Source organism: Paenibacillus durus ATCC 35681 (assembly GCF_000993825.1).
GTDB lineage: Bacteria > Bacillota > Bacilli > Paenibacillales > Paenibacillaceae > Paenibacillus_AQ > Paenibacillus_AQ durus_B.
Genome location: NZ_CP011114.1, coordinates 5,474,765 through 5,490,908 on the forward strand (window position 1 = coordinate 5,474,765; position 16,144 = coordinate 5,490,908).

Annotated in this window: 13 protein-coding genes and 2 pseudogenes; all 15 read right to left on the reverse strand. The window is 48.0% G+C overall.

The features are described from left to right. Positions 1-60: 60 nt before the first annotated feature. The 15 genes and pseudogenes from VK70_RS29660 to VK70_RS25635 all read right to left on the reverse strand — a co-directional run bounded on the left by VK70_RS29660 (position 61) and on the right by VK70_RS25635 (position 16,138). A pseudogene (locus VK70_RS29660) lies at positions 61-1,232 on the reverse strand (IS110 family RNA-guided transposase). A 629-nt stretch (positions 1,233-1,861) separates the two neighbouring features. Beyond that, complete coding sequence (locus VK70_RS26845) at positions 1,862-2,458, reverse strand: hypothetical protein (RefSeq protein ID WP_025699913.1); 597 nt, start codon at positions 2,456-2,458, stop codon at positions 1,862-1,864. 4 nt (positions 2,459-2,462) lie between these two features. Beyond that, positions 2,463-3,335 (reverse strand): hypothetical protein, encoded by an 873-nt coding sequence (locus VK70_RS25575; protein WP_144415313.1) that lies wholly within the window; start codon positions 3,333-3,335, stop codon positions 2,463-2,465. Beyond that, complete coding sequence (locus tag VK70_RS26850) at positions 3,307-5,094, reverse strand: phage baseplate assembly protein V (RefSeq protein WP_411431714.1); 1,788 nt, start codon at positions 5,092-5,094, stop codon at positions 3,307-3,309. The genes VK70_RS25575 and VK70_RS26850 overlap by 29 nt, the downstream gene beginning before the upstream one ends. 192 nt (positions 5,095-5,286) lie before the next feature. Beyond that, a complete protein-coding gene (locus VK70_RS25585) occupies positions 5,287-5,958 on the reverse strand; it encodes a hypothetical protein (protein WP_036642176.1) in 672 nt (223 codons plus the stop codon). Further along, positions 5,955-8,576: a contractile injection system protein, VgrG/Pvc8 family gene (locus VK70_RS25590; RefSeq protein ID WP_052756046.1), complete on the reverse strand. Its 2,622-nt coding sequence runs from the start codon at positions 8,574-8,576 to the stop codon at positions 5,955-5,957. Before VK70_RS25590 ends, VK70_RS25585 begins: the two co-directional genes overlap by 4 nt. 83 nt (positions 8,577-8,659) lie before the next feature. Beyond that, positions 8,660-9,127 carry a DUF4280 domain-containing protein gene (locus tag VK70_RS25595; RefSeq protein ID WP_025694112.1) on the reverse strand — a complete coding sequence of 156 codons (468 nt, stop codon included), beginning with the start codon at positions 9,125-9,127 and terminating at the stop codon, positions 8,660-8,662. Between the two features lie 33 nt (positions 9,128-9,160). Continuing rightward, positions 9,161-9,745 carry a hypothetical protein gene (locus tag VK70_RS25600; RefSeq protein WP_025694111.1) on the reverse strand — a complete coding sequence of 195 codons (585 nt, stop codon included), beginning with the start codon at positions 9,743-9,745 and terminating at the stop codon, positions 9,161-9,163. Continuing rightward, entirely contained in the window at positions 9,742-10,941 is a 1,200-nt protein-coding gene (locus VK70_RS29395; RefSeq protein ID WP_046724583.1) for a pentapeptide repeat-containing protein, read from the reverse strand. Before VK70_RS29395 ends, VK70_RS25600 begins: the two co-directional genes overlap by 4 nt. Before the next feature lie 45 nt (positions 10,942-10,986). Further along, a pseudogene (locus VK70_RS25610) lies at positions 10,987-12,407 on the reverse strand (contractile injection system protein, VgrG/Pvc8 family); the annotation flags it as partial. 222 nt (positions 12,408-12,629) lie between these two features. Beyond that, on the reverse strand, positions 12,630-12,941 hold the full coding sequence (locus tag VK70_RS25615) for a hypothetical protein (RefSeq protein WP_025694110.1): 312 nt from the start codon (positions 12,939-12,941) through the stop codon (positions 12,630-12,632). Positions 12,942-13,031: 90 nt separating this feature from the next. Continuing rightward, positions 13,032-13,499, reverse strand: a complete 468-nt coding sequence (locus VK70_RS25620) for a DUF6985 domain-containing protein (RefSeq protein WP_025694109.1) — start codon at positions 13,497-13,499, stop codon at positions 13,032-13,034. A 17-nt stretch (positions 13,500-13,516) separates the two neighbouring features. Then, positions 13,517-14,077, reverse strand: a complete 561-nt coding sequence (locus VK70_RS25625; RefSeq protein WP_046724586.1) for an HNH endonuclease — start codon at positions 14,075-14,077, stop codon at positions 13,517-13,519. A gap of 1,210 nt (positions 14,078-15,287) precedes the next feature. Then, positions 15,288-15,710 (reverse strand): hypothetical protein, encoded by a 423-nt coding sequence (locus tag VK70_RS25630; protein WP_025695803.1) that lies wholly within the window; start codon positions 15,708-15,710, stop codon positions 15,288-15,290. A gap of 11 nt (positions 15,711-15,721) precedes the next feature. Further along, entirely contained in the window at positions 15,722-16,138 is a 417-nt protein-coding gene (locus VK70_RS25635; RefSeq protein WP_025695802.1) for a hypothetical protein, read from the reverse strand. Positions 16,139-16,144 lie beyond the last annotated feature (6 nt).

Below are 16,144 nucleotides of genomic sequence, written 5' to 3' on the forward strand. Positions count from 1 at the left end.
ATTCTTAAGCACAGCAAAGAACCCTCCATTGGCGTGGAGAGCTGCTGGGTTAATATGGAATTATGGTTGGTAAGGCTGGCCTTTGCGAAGGATAGCGTAAATGTGATGAAGCAGCTTGTTGGCGCAAGCAATCACCGCTACCTTGTAAGGTTTGCCTTCTTTCTTTTTTTTGTCATAATAAGGTCTGAGTTTGGAACAGTTGCCTCTTCGAAGACCGCAATGTACGGTTAAATATAACGCCCTTCGCAGGCGTTTGGAGCCTCGCTTGGTAATTCGGTTGCTGGAAGCTGTGAATTTTCCTGAGCTAAATACTCCAGGATCCAGTCCCGCATAAGCTACAAGCTGTTTGGGACTTTCAAACTGCCGAATGTCTCCGAGCTCCGCCACCAGCGTAGCCGCCAGTTTCTCTCCAATCCCGGGAATGGTTCGCAGCAGTTCCACTTCCGGCATCCCGCGTGAAAGTTCCTGCATCTGCTTCTCTAACCGCTTTAATTGCTCTTGAAAAGAACGAAGCAGTGAAAGCATCCCTTCCAGAATGCAGACCTGAGATGAACTCACGTTTGTCCGGTGCCATTCACGCAAGGCCTCTTCTACACGCCAAACTTTTTCTTCCACCCACGACTGGGCATGCGACCGGCCTGCTGTTTCCTCTATCGTCTTTCGTATGCGGTCTCCCTGCTCCTGCAAACAACACTCTAGCACTCGCTGCGCCGTTTCCGAATACAGGTCATGAAAAACTCCCTCAAACGTGGGAAATACTTGATCCAGCAAGGCCCGGGCATTCAGCTTCGCCAGTACATATAAAGCAGTCACAAACTCACGCTGCCTCGTCACTGCTGAAGTTCGGTATAGCTTTCTTCCTGAATCCGGTGAGGAAGGACCTCCCCCCGGTAATACATCTCGGCCAAGTGCCAGGCATCCGCCGCATCCGTCTTGACTTTCCGCAGTTTCGTTCCTTTCGCTCTTTGGACTGTAAGGGATTCACGATACAATGACTCATTCTCTGTTGCACTAGAAAGTCAAGCCCCCGGTGGTAATGTCCCGTCTTCCAAAATGATCACGGGTGCTTTGCCAGGCCTCTCCTGTAACTGCTCCGCGCATGCTTTCAACCGGCCAAATCCTTGCGCTCCATGACGAATGACTTCTGGTTTTCCCCACGCTTCATTCCGCTTAACAAAAACTTGAACTACACTGCTTCCCTTCGAGACATCCAATCCAATAACCGGTTCCATAACTTCCCCCACTCTTCCTGAATTCGCCGGTACTCCTACGATGGTTCCAAACCCATAGCTTCGCTTGTGATACGGGGTCCATTGCCCCTACCAGCTCAAACATGGGCATTGGAGGTAGTGGGAGAACGTTTGCATGACGGGGTATTCTCCCAAAAAAGCTCTCGTTCTCCCGGCTACCGCCATCTTAAACACCTAACAAAATAGGCCAACCAGAAGTTTCTGGCTGACCTAATAATACGAAAAAAAGCTCATTCCTACTCATGAATCAAGTTGGAATAAGCATTTGAAGGTTTATCAAGTTGTTTAGTGTTTGGTTTTTTTAGTCGTATTGTAACGATCCTTCTTCTAAAAAGTAAACAAAATCTTTACTGCCTTCTACTAGGTAAAGTAAGCGATGAGCTTTCCTTCCTCTGGATAATCGCTATCCTTATCCGTACGGAAGTCACCAACTTTATAAATCCCAAAATTTTCATTTTAACCATTTATTGAACAAATCCTTAAAGCACTACAACACTTTCAAAAAAATTGCTGTACGAGTCACCCTAATTTGGTTTCTTGACAGACCTTATCCCCTCATCATAAACATAGTCATTCGCAAGATTGTTTAAACATTTTATTCTTATTACTTTTTAAAAAGTCATTAATAAACCACAATTCGCTTCCTTTGCTTCCTTATAGAGCATTATGAGTTCGTCGTAAGCCTCTATTAATTCAGGAAAAGTTATATGGTATACCAAATCGTTTGATGATGGCAGGCTATTATTAATAAGAAGTTGTTTTAAATCGATAAGTTCATTATACATACTTGAAATGTCCTCGGCGTAAACGAATCCTAGTCCCATTCCGCCAGGATCAAGTTTAAACAATTCTGACTCTAAAGGACGACCGAGAATATAATAATCAGGATGAAATTTAGTAGACATCATATTTAATGCTTCTAATAATGCATCCCATGCATATGAAAGCCCCAATTCTTTTTCAGGTGAATAGTAACAAGTCATTGCAAAATCTGCGAGTTCCTGAACTTCGCCGTTTTCTAGTTCCTTTTCCCACTCTTTATTCAACAGCTCACCTGTGTATACGGACCGAACTGTACCAATTTTTTCCACAATAAACACCATCAATGAATCTACATCATTCGTAGCACCAGAAGTAATTATAATGTTGCTTAGTTCCTTATTAAAATTATCAGTATCAAATAAATAAGCTTTATGTTCCATTCCCATAATATTATTCCTCTTCCTTTTCTTTTTGACGCAGAATTAGGAGCGATCTTTCTAATTCTGTTCGAATATCTCCCTTTACTCGTCCATTCATAATAGGTTCTAACATTGAATAGGCATATTTGGGTGGAAGAGCTTTTGCAAAAATTGCGATAACTTCTTTTGCATAAGAATCAATTTTTATTTTCAAAATTTGCGACCCTATCTCAACTAATTTTTCATTAAACTCAGTATTTAACAAACTTAGTAAGGAACTTTCTTCAGAAGCGCTCCAAAGTGCCTCTAAACCTTTAATAATAACGTCTTCGTAATCGTTTTTTTTCATTTTCTGTATCCACGCTTCACTTTTATGGACATATGCTTCCAGTGCATTAATAATAAATCGCACATCCTCAAGTGTTAATACCATGTTACTAGAATAATTATATAATAAATTCAACTTAACACTAGGATGAATATCTCCCTTGAAAAAAGCCTCTTCAGCACCACTAGGACCATGTTCAAGACGAATAATTACAGATTGAAGAATCGCCTTTTCGCTTATTGAAGCATTAAAGTCATCTTCTGAAATCATCTTTTCCTTCTCCCGAAGTATAGAGACACTTTCAATATTATTTATACTTAAAAGGCTGTGCATGGCCTTAATTCTTATTCGTTGTGTTCGATGAAAAAGAGCTTCATATAGTCGTGGAATGAACATTTTATTGTGTGAAGCCCCCATAGCGATTACTATCTCAATAGGTAATTCTTCACCATGTTGTCGAAAAGCTTCATTTAGTTGTTCATCTGAAACAGTAACCCTAACATTATTTTCATTATAAGCATTGTACTCCATAGATACCTCCAACTCATCATGGGATCTTAAAATAATCAGGATCATAAACTTCCCGCCCTGCTGAGGTTCCTGTCTTTGGATCATATCTTTCTATTATAATCTGTTTTGGTGGTTCTCCATACTTTTGTTTATATGCATCGATAAATCTGCGGATTTCTTGCTTATCTTTTGAAATTGGTCTGCCAACAGGTTTATCATCAATGATATTACCTTTTGGAGGCCCTTGAACAGCATCTGGTATAGCTCTTTGATATTTCCTTGATGGTTCGCCATTTTTATCTATTCTCTTTGGCACTTCAATAATTTTTCCATCTTTATCCTTTAAGGGTTCGTTGACGGTATCGTACTCGCCACTTTCTCGACGTTCATCTGCCTTTTGCTTATGAACTTGCTTCCCTGCTTTAGTGCTGTTAGTTTCACCAGTAACGTTATTCTTTACATTACCTTTTCCCGTCCCCGCATTCCCTTTCTTACCATCTCCCGAATGAGACCCGCCACTGCCACCACCAGAAACAGCCCCTAAATGGCTGCCGTCTCCGCCGCCCCGGCCATGCCGCTTGCCCCCGGTGTTGTTGGTCAGGATGCCCAGCAGCGTGAGCACTTCTCGCGAGGCCCAGCCTTCCTCCTGCACCTTATCTACCGCTCTCTCTTGGGCTTCGCTCTTCATGTAGTTCCTTGCGGTTTGGCCGGCCATATTCAGGGCATAGTTTAGCTTCGGATTGTTCATTTCCAGGCGCTGCATCATTTTTTGCATTTTTTGCAGCACATCGGATTGGCTTAGGTTACTGCCCAGGTTTCGCGCTCCCGTGAACACTTTCCCCAGCGTACCCGTGCTGCTCATGGACTGCGCCACTTCCTTGGCTGCCTTCGCTACGCTGACCACTTTGTCCGTGGCCTTCGCCAGCATGCTCCCCGCCTTCATCGCGTCCCGCGCTATTTTGGCTCCCGCCGCCGCCCAGCCGGCAAACGGGATCGCCGAGGCAAGGGATAACGCTGCTCCCTTATAATCGCCCCGCGCCAGCGAGATCCCTGCATTCGCCACATCCGCGATCTCACCCACGCCCGGGATACAGCCCACCACATCCAGTACGACCTGCGTCACATCCAGAAATTTGCTCCAGAATCCCTTCTTCTTCGGCTTCTCTTCTTCCGGTGCCGCTTCCGTAACGAATGGCGCTTCCGGCTGCGGCTCCAGGTCCTCGACCGTCACCGGCGCTTTCGTCAGCCCCGCAAGCTCCACTTCGTCGCCCCGGATATCCGTGCTGCCGTCCATCACCACGCTGCTGTTGCCGCTCAACAGGTAGATCCCCTCTTGCGCCGTGATCTCTATCTTTTTCTCCGATGTCCACTCCAAATCCTTCTTGGCCGACAGCACGATGCCCGTATCGCTCTGGATCGTAATTCCGCTGCTGTCCTCCAGGGAGATGAACAGGCTGCCCGCGGTCGCCGTCAGGCTCAGATCGGACGCGCCGAATTTCAGCTCCTTGCCGTAATCCGTTCCCCAATATTTCGTGCCGGGGTCCTCCAGCTTCGGGGACGGCTGCCCGCCCTTGCGCACCGATCCCCGCGCCATCACTTCCTCTTCCCGTGCGCTGGGAAAATACACCTGCACCGCGTCCCCCGCCTTCGGCATGAGGTACAGCCCGCTGCTGCCCTCAGCGCTATATACGGATTCATACGGAATCCACATGGCCTCGCTTTTCTCCTGGCTGGCGTCGATGTCCAGGTGCACACGCACCCGGTCTTTTTGCAGATCAATGACTTTGCCGTCCAGCGAGACGCCGGTGATCTGCTCATTCAGGATGAAGGGCTGGTTTCGTTGCTATATCCCCCTGACAATATATCCATCGGGGTATCTAATCACAAAGTTACGTTTGTTTTGAAAGAACCGAAAGAAAATAAACATAACAAAAACAGGTCACTCATGGTAGTATCTGACCATAATCGACCTGTTCAACATAACGCTATTGCGTTAACAGGGTATACTTTTTTTCTATTACGTCCAATTAATACCAATTTCCTCAAACGAGGTAATACTTTCACTCAACCCTTCAGGACTATCTGATCCAATCTTTTCAATTTCGTTTTTTGTCAATGTGATACTTACATCAGGATTATTGATTTTTCTGTCATATATCGACCTTAATAGATCAACTTGTTCAGTCGTCATCTCATAATAATCTCGCCAAGATTCAATTGCAGAATCACTCTCCATAAACTGCCTCTCTAATAAATATCCACCACATTGCACTATTCTCACGATATTATCAATTGAAGCAATAGTATCATTATCACCCCAAAATGCAGTAGTGATAGATGGTGAGGTCGTGCCATCTTCATCCTCTTCAAGAAGATATTCTAAAGTTTCATTCTTAGCCAACTCAAAGACATCCTTTGGTGCACCCGTAAAAAAATCTATAGCTGTAGGGATATCGGTTCGAGTAAAGTTGTCATTTCGAAATGCCCCAACAAAATAATTACCTTTGAAAGTAATAGTTCCTCTTCCTCCCGAACCATCGACAACACTATAGTTATCACCATCCCATGAATGTTCGTATGATAATTCAGGATAGTGAGCAACCATTATTGCATGTGCTACCGATGCGAGTATACAACCGCTCCATAAATTGTTTTTATTTAATTGACTATTTAATATCACAGGCTTCATTTTTTTCTCCTTTTCGGTTTAGTTGGTGGTGTTTTCTTGCTTGGTTTATCAAGGTCCGAGGGTAACTTATTTGATTTTTCTCGATTTTCTTTTCGAGATAATACTTGAGCATTACTGTAACTGTTAGTACCACCTTTATCCCTAGGAATAATATGATCGATTTGCCATTCATTCGGATCGGGTGTAACACCTTTTTTACTTTTTTGAGGTTTAGTTAAAATTTGACCTTTTTCGTCAGACTTAACAACGCTACCATTTCGTTTCATATTTTCTTCAATTATCTTTTTCTTTTGAGCAGCTGTAAAGTCCTTTCCAGGACCAACGTGCTTGGAATCTTTAAGATGTGAATAAGGGCCATTGCCTGATTGTGGAGTACTCTTCTTCTCTGCATTATGTTTTTTCGGTTTTTGAGGTCTTTCCGTCCCCGCATTCCCTTTTCTTCCATCCCCCAAATGAGACCCGCCACCGCCACCACCAGAAATAGCCCCTAAATGGCTGCCGTCTCCACCGCCTCGGCCATGCCGCTTGCCCCCGGTGTTGGTCAGGATGCCCAGCAGCGTGAGCACTTCTCGCGAGGCCCAGCCTTCCTCCTGCACCTTATCTACCGCTCTCTCTTGGGCTTCGCTCTTCATGTAGTTCCTTGCGGTTTGGCCGGCCATATTCAGGGCATAGTTTAGCTTCGGACTGTTCATTTCCAGGCGCTGCATCATTTTTTGCATTTTTTGCAGCACATCGGATTGGCTTAGGTTACTGCCCAGGTTTCGCGCTCCCGTGAACACTTTCCCCAGCGTACCCGTGCTTCTCATGGACTGCGCCACTTCCTTGGCTGCCTTCGCTACGCTGACCACTTTGTCCGTGGCCTTCGCCAGCATGCTCCCCGCCTTCATCGCGTCCCGCGCTATTTTGGCTCCCGCCGCCGCCCAGCCGGCAAACGGGATCGCCGAGGCAAGGGATAACGCTGCTCCCTTATAATCGCCCCGCGCCAGCGAGATCCCTGCATTCGCCACATCCGCGATCTCACCCACGCCCGGGATACAGCCCACCACATCCAGTACGACCTGCGTCACATCCAGAAATTTGCTCCAGAATCCCTTCTTCTTCGGCTTCTCTTCTTCCGGTGCCGCTTCCGTAACGAATGGCGCTTCCGGCTGCGGCTCCAGGTCCTCGACCGTCACCGGCGCTTTCGTCAGCCCCGCAAGCTCCACCTCGTCGCCCCGGATATCCGTACTGCCGTCCATCATCACGCTGCTGTTGCCGCTCAGAAGGTAGATCGCCTCTTGCGCCGTAATCTCTATCTTTTTCTCCGACGTCCACTCCAAATCCTTCTTGGCCGACAGCACGATGCCCGTATCGCTCTGAATGGTAATTCCGCTGCTGTCCTCCAGGGAGATGAACAGGCTACCCGCGGTCGCCGTCAAGCTCAGATCGGACGAACCGAATTTCAGCTCCTTGCCGTAATCCGTTCCCCAATATTTCGTGCCGGGGTCCTCCAGCTTCGGGGACGGCTGCCCGCTTTTGCGCACTGATCCCCGCGCCATCACTTCCTCTTCCCGTGCGCTGGGAAAATACACCTGTACCGCATCCCCCGCCTTCGGCATGAGATATAGCCCGCTGCTGCCCTCGGCGCTATATACGGATTCATACGGAATCCACACGGCCTCACTTTTCTCCTGGCTGGCGTCGATGTCCAGGTGTACCCGTACCCGGTCTTTTTGCAGATCAATGACTTTGCCGTCCAGCGAGACGCCGGTGATCTGCTCATTCAGGATGAAGGGCTGCCGGATGCCCGCTTCTAGGCGTAAGGTATACGTATGGCGTAGTGCTCCGTCCGTCAGCTGCGAAACGGCGGCGGCCACCGCCAGCTCTTTCCCCCGAAACGTCACATTATCTCCAAGCTGCAGCCACTTGGCGCTCTCCACTTCATAATAGGTGAAATCCATCACATGGGCTTCCAGTCCGGCGGCCTGCACCCGGGCATACGCGGCCAGGTCCCGACCCACGGTAAACGATGTCTCGGACGGCAGTTCTTCCATCCCCCCGTCCGGTACCCCAATCCACAGCTTCGGCGCCTCTGCCGAGGACTCTGGGATCACCACGGCGCCGACACGCGACGCCAGGCGTTTAATGAATTCCCAGTCCGTCTCGCGGTATTGCAGCACCAGCGAATCCAGCTGATCCGCCCCGGTGGCGTTGTCGATCAGGTCCGCTCCGTCATAGGCCAGCACCACCCGTTCGATCAACTCGCCTGTGCTTTGATTCCCAAGCTGGAAGGAGCGGATTTCCACTTTCCGATCCAGCAAGGAAGAGTGCGAGACCGCTTGCAGCTTCAGCTCGTAGTTCCCCCGCACGGTCTCGATTTCCATCTGCTCGACCCGCCCGTGGAACAAGGTCCGCACCTTCTCCCCGTCCGCGTTCACTTCCTGGATTTCCACGGCTTCCTCTTCTACTTTCTGCTGCGCCGCCAGATCCCGCTGCTCCTCCGGCAGGATTGCGCTTAACGACAGGGTGGCATGCTCACCGACACTCCGCCGAATCTCAAGCTGCCTGAGGCGCTGGATTTCATAAGGGGCGATCAGCTTGATCTGCCCGTATCCTTTCCAGGTATGTAAGGTTGCCATTTTGTTTTCCTCCTCTCCCGGGACGATGGCCCAGCTTACGTACGAATGCCAGTTTCTTTACTTTTTCCAGCATGTGCAGTTGCCTACCGGATTGCCCCGCTCCCCGAGCTGCCGACAGATACGCCGCCCAGGTCCTGTCCGTCGTCTTCAATCCGGATCAGGCTGCCTTCATAGATGCAGGTATTGGTGCAATGGCTTAATAGCGCCGGTTGTTCCTCGATCAGCACATCGAATTTCCCGTTTACCCATGGACCGGTAATGACAGGAACGCAGGGTGCCTTCTGGACTCCCTCAGTATCGAACTTGCCGTTCTTTACCGCTGGGTTTAGTTGGTTGGTGCAGTTGCCAAAATGGATAATATTTACGCCCGGCTTGTAATCCTCTACATTCACCTGCGGCATTTCCTTGACATAGACACCGTGGCTGAACGGGATTTTGAGCCGGGTAAGCTGGGTCCCGCAGCTGCAGCTTAGAATCGCCCCGGCCACCACATACGATTTCTGCTCCTCACCGCCGCTTCCGCCTACGCTAAATGCACCTTCTACCTGCATAACTTGCGCCTCCTTATGGTTTCATTTCATTCCTCAGGATTGTTCTACCCGTGTTAGCCGAATTCCATTGAAGTCCCGCCGCAGCAGCCCTTCCGCCAGCGCCAGATTTATGAGCCATATCCGTTCTCTGGGGCCGTTTACCTGAAAAAAAGGTTGGCCTCCCGCACGCCCGGCATCCAGCACCAGTCTGCGTAATCTGCCGTCCGGGTGCCATTCACTTTCATCCGACAGGCAGTCCACCTGCGGCGCGGCAACCAGCCAGTAGACTTCCTGATGTCTGCGCGGCAAATCCGTAAACACGCCCGGCACAAATCGCACCATCGGCGCAAAGATCTCGATCGTCCGTTTCACCCGATTAGAGACAAAGGGAACCGGATACTCGATGAAATCCACGTAATCGACTTGGGCTGCCTCTGCCACGGCAAACTGAAGGCTTAATTCTTCAAGCGAGTTGCGCTGACCCGCGCTCTGTCCGGCCGCCTGCCCAGCAGCTTGTTCCGCGCTTCGCTGCTCCGCCAGTCCGGCATCCAGCATGTCCGGCCGGATTACGGCCGTCACTCCCTGAGGCTGAACCGCATTCGGAAACCGGTCATCCTGGCTTAATCTGAAATAGCTCACCGCTCCACCTCTCTCCGCTCGGTCTTCCACGGTCCGCCCGGCAACCTAGACCTGGTCAGATCTACCGCTTCCAGTACTGCTCCGTCTAGTACCGCTCCTTCCAGTACAGCCCCGCTCAAGTCGGCTCCGGTGAAATCGGCTCCCCGCAAATCCGCTCCCGTAAGGTCGGCTCCGCTTAAGTTGGCCCCGGTAAACACAGCCCCCCGCAGATCGGCGAAGCTGAGCTTGGCCCCGGTCAAATCCGCTCCCGCAAACCTCACCCCGGCAAATCCCGGCATCACCCATTCCGCCGCCTCTTCCAGCGGACGCCCTCCCCGGACGCTAAGAAACACGCTTCCTTGCAACCGGCAGCCGCTAAAATCGGCTCCGTGCAATAAACTGTGACTAAAATCAGCCCCTTCCAGCCGGCAATTTCTCCAGTGCGTCCCGATCAGCACACAAAGCGACATCCGGACAAACGACAGGTCGCAATCCCGAAAAGCCGTGTAGCGGAAATCCAGTCCGGAATACGCTCCGGAGGATAAGTTGGCCCCTTCAATAGCCGCATAAGCGTACTCTTCTTCACTCCGCTCGCCAAGCCATTCCCGGATCTCCATGCTGCTTAAACCGCGCTTATCTTCCTTGTACACCGTTATACTGTGATCCAGATATTCTCCTGCCCGCACTTCGAAGACCGCTTCTTTGGCCAGCGCCTGAAATTCCGGCAGCTCGGCCGCCTGCGGCATCGCATAACGGATCAGCTCGGCTACATAGCTGTGAAAATGCTCGGCTTCGGATAAACGCAGCTTTTCCAGCAAAGGGCGGGGCAGTTTACCCGCATACTTCCGCGCTGCCGGCCCCCACTCTTCCACGGCTCCCTTCAGCGGATCAAACGCCCAATGGGGGGCATAGCTCGCCTGCACGGGCGTGCGGTCAAAAAACCAGCTTGCGTCTAAACCTTCCGCCAAATACATTGCCTGCCCGTCTAGCAGTCCGGTGCGCAGCATCGAATACGTAATATAACCGAGGGATCTTTTGTCTCCGGCAAGCTGATGCTCCAGAATGCTGCGGCAGAAGTCCTGGAAATGAGCCAGAAACCCGGCGGCAAGCTCTTCCCTCCGGCGATGATATTCACGGTCGAGCGCCAGCAGCGCTTGCGTATGCCACGGCTTCAGTACCGTTTCCCGAAAATGGCTCAACGCCTTTTCATCGTACATCTCTTGCAACCCTCCCTTGGCGATTTTGGCCGCACGGTTTAACGAATTCGTATTCAGCTCCGTCCCGACAATTTTGGTGTTGCCGTTCATCAGCAGGCTGCTCTCCTTGCAGGTTAGACTGATTTCATCCTTGGCGGAAATGGCCACCTTTTGGCCCGCGTCTATCGTGATGTCTTCTTTGGCGATCAGCTTGATCATCTGGCTGCTGGATATTTCAATTCCGCCGCCTTCATTCAGCCGGATGAAAATTTCCCCGTCCTTTCCGGTGATGACGATCTCTTCCGGGCCCATCATCAGTTCCTTGCCTGCGGCGGTACGGAACACTTTCATATCGGGATTGCCCAGCTTGTTCGTCTCGCCTTCTTCGGAATTTTGGCGGACCGAGCTGCTGGCGACGCCTTCTTCTTCCTTGCTGCTGGGAAAATATACCCGCACATGGTCGCCCACCTCCGGCATACAGTACCAGCCGCTGCTGCCTTCGGCCGTGTACATCGAGGAATAAGGGAAAAAATGCGCCCCGGACTTGCTTTGGGTTTCATCGATATACAAGTGGATTTGCACCGTATCCTTTTGGACTCCGATCACCGTCCCTTGAATGGACGCGCCGATAATCCGCTCGTTGTACAGCTTTCGCTGCCGGAGCCCCTGCCGGGGACAGAGAATATAGCGGTGCTTCAGTAGACCATTCTTCATCTCCGAGCGGGCGCTGCGCACATAGAGCAGATGTCCCTGGAATTCAATCGCGTTACCGATATCCAGAATCCGGTCCGTCTCCACCTCGTAAAACATGAAATCATTTTCGCCCAGCATGTTGCCGTCGTTGGCGGCATGGTAGTGATAATCGGCCATTTTTTTGCCAACTATATAATGGTAGTTATCTAATTTGCCCTTGGAAGAACTGTCGAGTACGCCGAAATAAAACTTGGGGTAGCTAAAGGTGGAAGCAGGCATGAGTGATGTGTAGAAGCGCGAGGCCAGACGCTTGAGGAATTCCCAATCGGTCTCATCATATTGCATCGTAAAATTACCGATCGACGCCCCCCTGTGGCCTCATCCATGACATCGAATCCTGGATATTCGGCCGCAATCAGGTCCAGAAGCTGGTCGTAGGTCATATTGTGGTTTTGGAAGGAACGTTTTCTTTTTTTTACATCCAGCAAATAGGTGTGAGAGACCGCCTCCACTTCCAGATAATAAACACCTCGCACCGCCTTAATGCCCACATTCAGCACGATCCCGTGAAACAGCGGAACGGCGCTGCCGTGCTCGTCCACCTGGCTGACCTCGATGGCCGTGTCGGCTTCGGTCATTTCGACATAGTTTTCTTTCTTGTCTTCCGGCACGATCCCCGTCAAGGTCAGGCGGGCGTGATTCATCTCTTTGCTGATAGTAAGTTCTTGGAGGCTGACGAGTTCATACGGGGCGATCTGCAGGTTTCCGTAGGTTAGAGATACTAATTTATTAATTTGAGCATACAAAAAAAGCTCATTCCTACGTATCGTTTAAGTTGGAATAAGCTTTTGAAAATCTATCAAATTGTTTAAACAGTCGGTTTGTGTTTAAATTGTTGGTTGTATTGTACGATCTTGTTTCCGGAGGTATAACCTAAATGTAAATATCAATTTACACAAAAATCTTGACAAACCCTACTGGGCAGCCCTCACTTTCAACCTACGAAGCCTTTAATTTTACAATTGATTATCGTAAACTAACACCAACTCTCGTTTAAAATCATCGTACATTGAAAAAGCGTCTTTTAAAATCTCTTTTAGATCACCGTAATTACGAAAGACAGGTTTCTTAACTTTTTCGTCATCCCTGCCATCCAATAATTGTTTTAACATTCCCCACGGAAGTCCTGTTTGTAAATCATTATTCTTCCATACCGCCCATATAAATTCTACAAGTCCATATTTCAACGAAATATTAAATTGAAACTTGTAAGAGGCACTGGGTAGCCCCCACCAAAAAGAAACCTTGAAAGGCATGAAGCCAATCAAGGTCAACAACCTCTAATTTATCAGGAGATTCTTTATAAATACTTAGAAAAATTTTATATGGTTACAGTAGATAGCAAACCTTATAAAACTTTAAAGGGCAACATCTTGGTATCCTACCTTAGCGACTTCTTCATCTATTAGACGTATACCAACCCCATTTTCCACGTCCCATTTACAGTCAAACGTTAGTCCGATATATCTGCCTTCAAAGCGTCTCGCAGAAGGTACATAAATCCCTACTAGCCTGATATTTTTTAGAAGTTCGCCGATGGTATCAATTAAGGGGTAATTCTCATTGTATGAAACATCATATCCAAGCTCAAAACGTTTTTGTTTGTAATAATCTAAAATTGGTTGCAAAATACTTTGTTGAAGATGCCCCCAGTTTTCTATTAAAGAATGATACGAAGCATACTGTTTTTCACTAAATTCACCATCGTCATCACCGTCTACCATTAAAGCAATATCGGCTTCTTTTCCACAAAATTCAATGGTAGTATTCCTACTCCACACATAATCATATTCAAGTTCACCGAAAACCGCATCATTAATTTTCACTTTGATAAATCTCCTTTCTAATTGTTTGCAAATCCCCCCGGCTTAAACGCTCCTGCGTTTATCTCTCCTACGCCGCCTAGATGTCCGAATTTGCTATTAATTTCTGATGGTACAAGTTGCATCGTTTTCCCATCATTTAATTCGTGCCATGTTAACTTAAAATCTTCACGAATATCTGCAATGTCTCCTGCTTTAATTTTTCCCGGGGTCAACCCAAATTGACTTGCCAACTCAGGCGAGTTATTAAGCTGTTCAGCCAATTTTATATCTGCTTGTTTAAAATTAGTAGTTCTAGCTTTAGTTCCATTACTGCCAACTCCACCTACCATGTGGTCAATTTCCAATTGTGCTTTTGCTAAAGGCGAAAAATCAGGTACTGCATTCTTATAATTTATACCATCAATACCAGATTCGTCTAATATTTTCTTCAACACAGGGTCTGGTGGTGGTTTTAAGATACATTTAGATTCGCCCCTTTGTCCTTCGAAACTAACCGTTCGATTATCAGGGGATGGTGTTTGATTATATCTAGCTTCATATGAACTGGCAAATTCAGTTTGTCTGAAGGCAGGCGGAATATCATCTCCACCCGCCCCCTCAGCTTCCGGCGGTTTCTCTGGTGGTTCTTTTGGTTTCGGAGGTTTACCATTACCCGCTCCTCCAGCCCCTCTTCCGCCACTTCCCACCAAAGGCTCATCCCCAACCTTTGCAAAAAAAGTGGCGCCTTCCGGTGTGGCCAGGACCCGATAATTCTTCGGATTTAAATAACTGGAGCCGCGGCTTATCGTACCTGCCAGTTCGCTGCCCGCATTCTTCAGCTTTTGCACCGCTTTGCCGAACCCGTTCATCACGCTGGAAAATCCATCTTTGACCCACGTTGCGGCTTTTCTGCCAGCGTTCGCCAAGGCCGAGGCCCCGTCTTTGGCCCACTGAGGCGCTTTGCTGCCGATCTTGCCGATCCCTCTGCCCATCGCTCCCAGCACTTCCGCATCCAGCAGCCCTGCTGTGGCAAATCCTATTCCGCCCCCGAGAGCGACTTCTTTCCAGTTGATCTTCTCTCCCGACAGCAGCTGGCTGCCCACGCTGCTGAACGCGCCGTCCGCTGCGCCCGCTGCCATCCGAGATAGTAGCACGCCTCCCGTTCCGAACGGCCCGAAGATCGCTCCGCACACCGCTCCGATGCTTGCTTCCCGCAATCCCGTTGTGGCATAGTCGAGCATGCTGCTCACTTCGCCCCGCCGGATATCCGAGACCGCCTTGCTTCCCACAGCCAGGCTTCCCGCCACGGCCGCGCCGACTCCCACCATGACCATCGTCGCCGTGCCCAGTGTCGCCATCGACATTAAAACGAAGATAGCAATAAAACAGATCAATCATGTTGGTATCTGTCCGTAATCGACCTGTTCGATGTAACGCTATTATGTTATTTAGGTTATAAAATTAAAGCATTAATGTGCGTACAAACAAAATGGCGAAATCTCTATACGGGTGTTACATGGGTTAAGTCTGCTTGGGCCTAGCCGACCGATCCATTCCGTACTGGGTGGGGTCCAGCCGCGATAGGAAAAAAGACCACAATACGGGCGGTATCTCGTATTGTGGCTTTGTTGGTTATATGGTACGAGGGTCTGTAAAATAGAACGTGGAACCTTTGAAATCGAGAAAAGCTGGACATACGTAAACCCGACAATACAAAAAGGCGTTGTTGATTGTGTTGTTCTATCATTAATGTTGGAGTTATAAATGAGTATACTCAAAAATCTATAGCTTATTGCCACAACTAAACCTTTAGCTTTTAAAAAATTTGAGATATTTTGTATTCTTCGGACTCCCAAAACATCTACCTTCTGATTTTCTATTGGCAATGCTGAAAAATTCTTTTGCCGTCTCAAAATCACCTAATTCAAAAGCAACTTTTCCTGAAATAAATTCCTTATCACCCGAATCTATGCGATCAAATCCAGTTAAAAATATTTTATCTGCCCATACCTTTGCTTTCTTAAGATCATTGATTATTAAACAAGTGGCCACAACATCCTTCACTAAATGATAGCTTTCTTCACAATAAATACCTTTTGGGTCGGGTATTAAATTCCAAGCTTCTTCTAACAGTAAAATAGAATCTTCATGGTTACCATTATTAAATTGTTCATTACTTTTATTCACAAGACTTTCAAACTTTTCTTTGATAGGTGATTGCAAAGTAGCCATATCTATCCTCCTCAAATCATATCTTTAATCAATTCAAAATACTTATCATCTTCATTAAAAAAGATTTTATATCCTTCTAACATGTAAGTTCTTAACAGATAGTCCTTAGCTTTATCAAGCTCCCCACACTCGAACAAACTCTCTCCAAGTCTCAGTAAAATAAATGGATTTGAAATCCCACCTGGACAGTTTAAAGCATCATAAAAATTATTTTTTGCCATTTCATAGCTATTGTTATGAAAATAAGTGTCGCCTAATGCTGTATAAATCCATGTACTTGTTTCCCAGTTATTCTTCGGTAACGGAACCAGTTCCAGAGCGGCTGTATAGCTCTCGATAGCTTTAATAATTTGTCCTTTTTCAGTTAAAGCATTTCCCTCTTTACACAGTTGTAAAATTCGTTCATATAGTTGATCATCTAGTTCCAATATTCA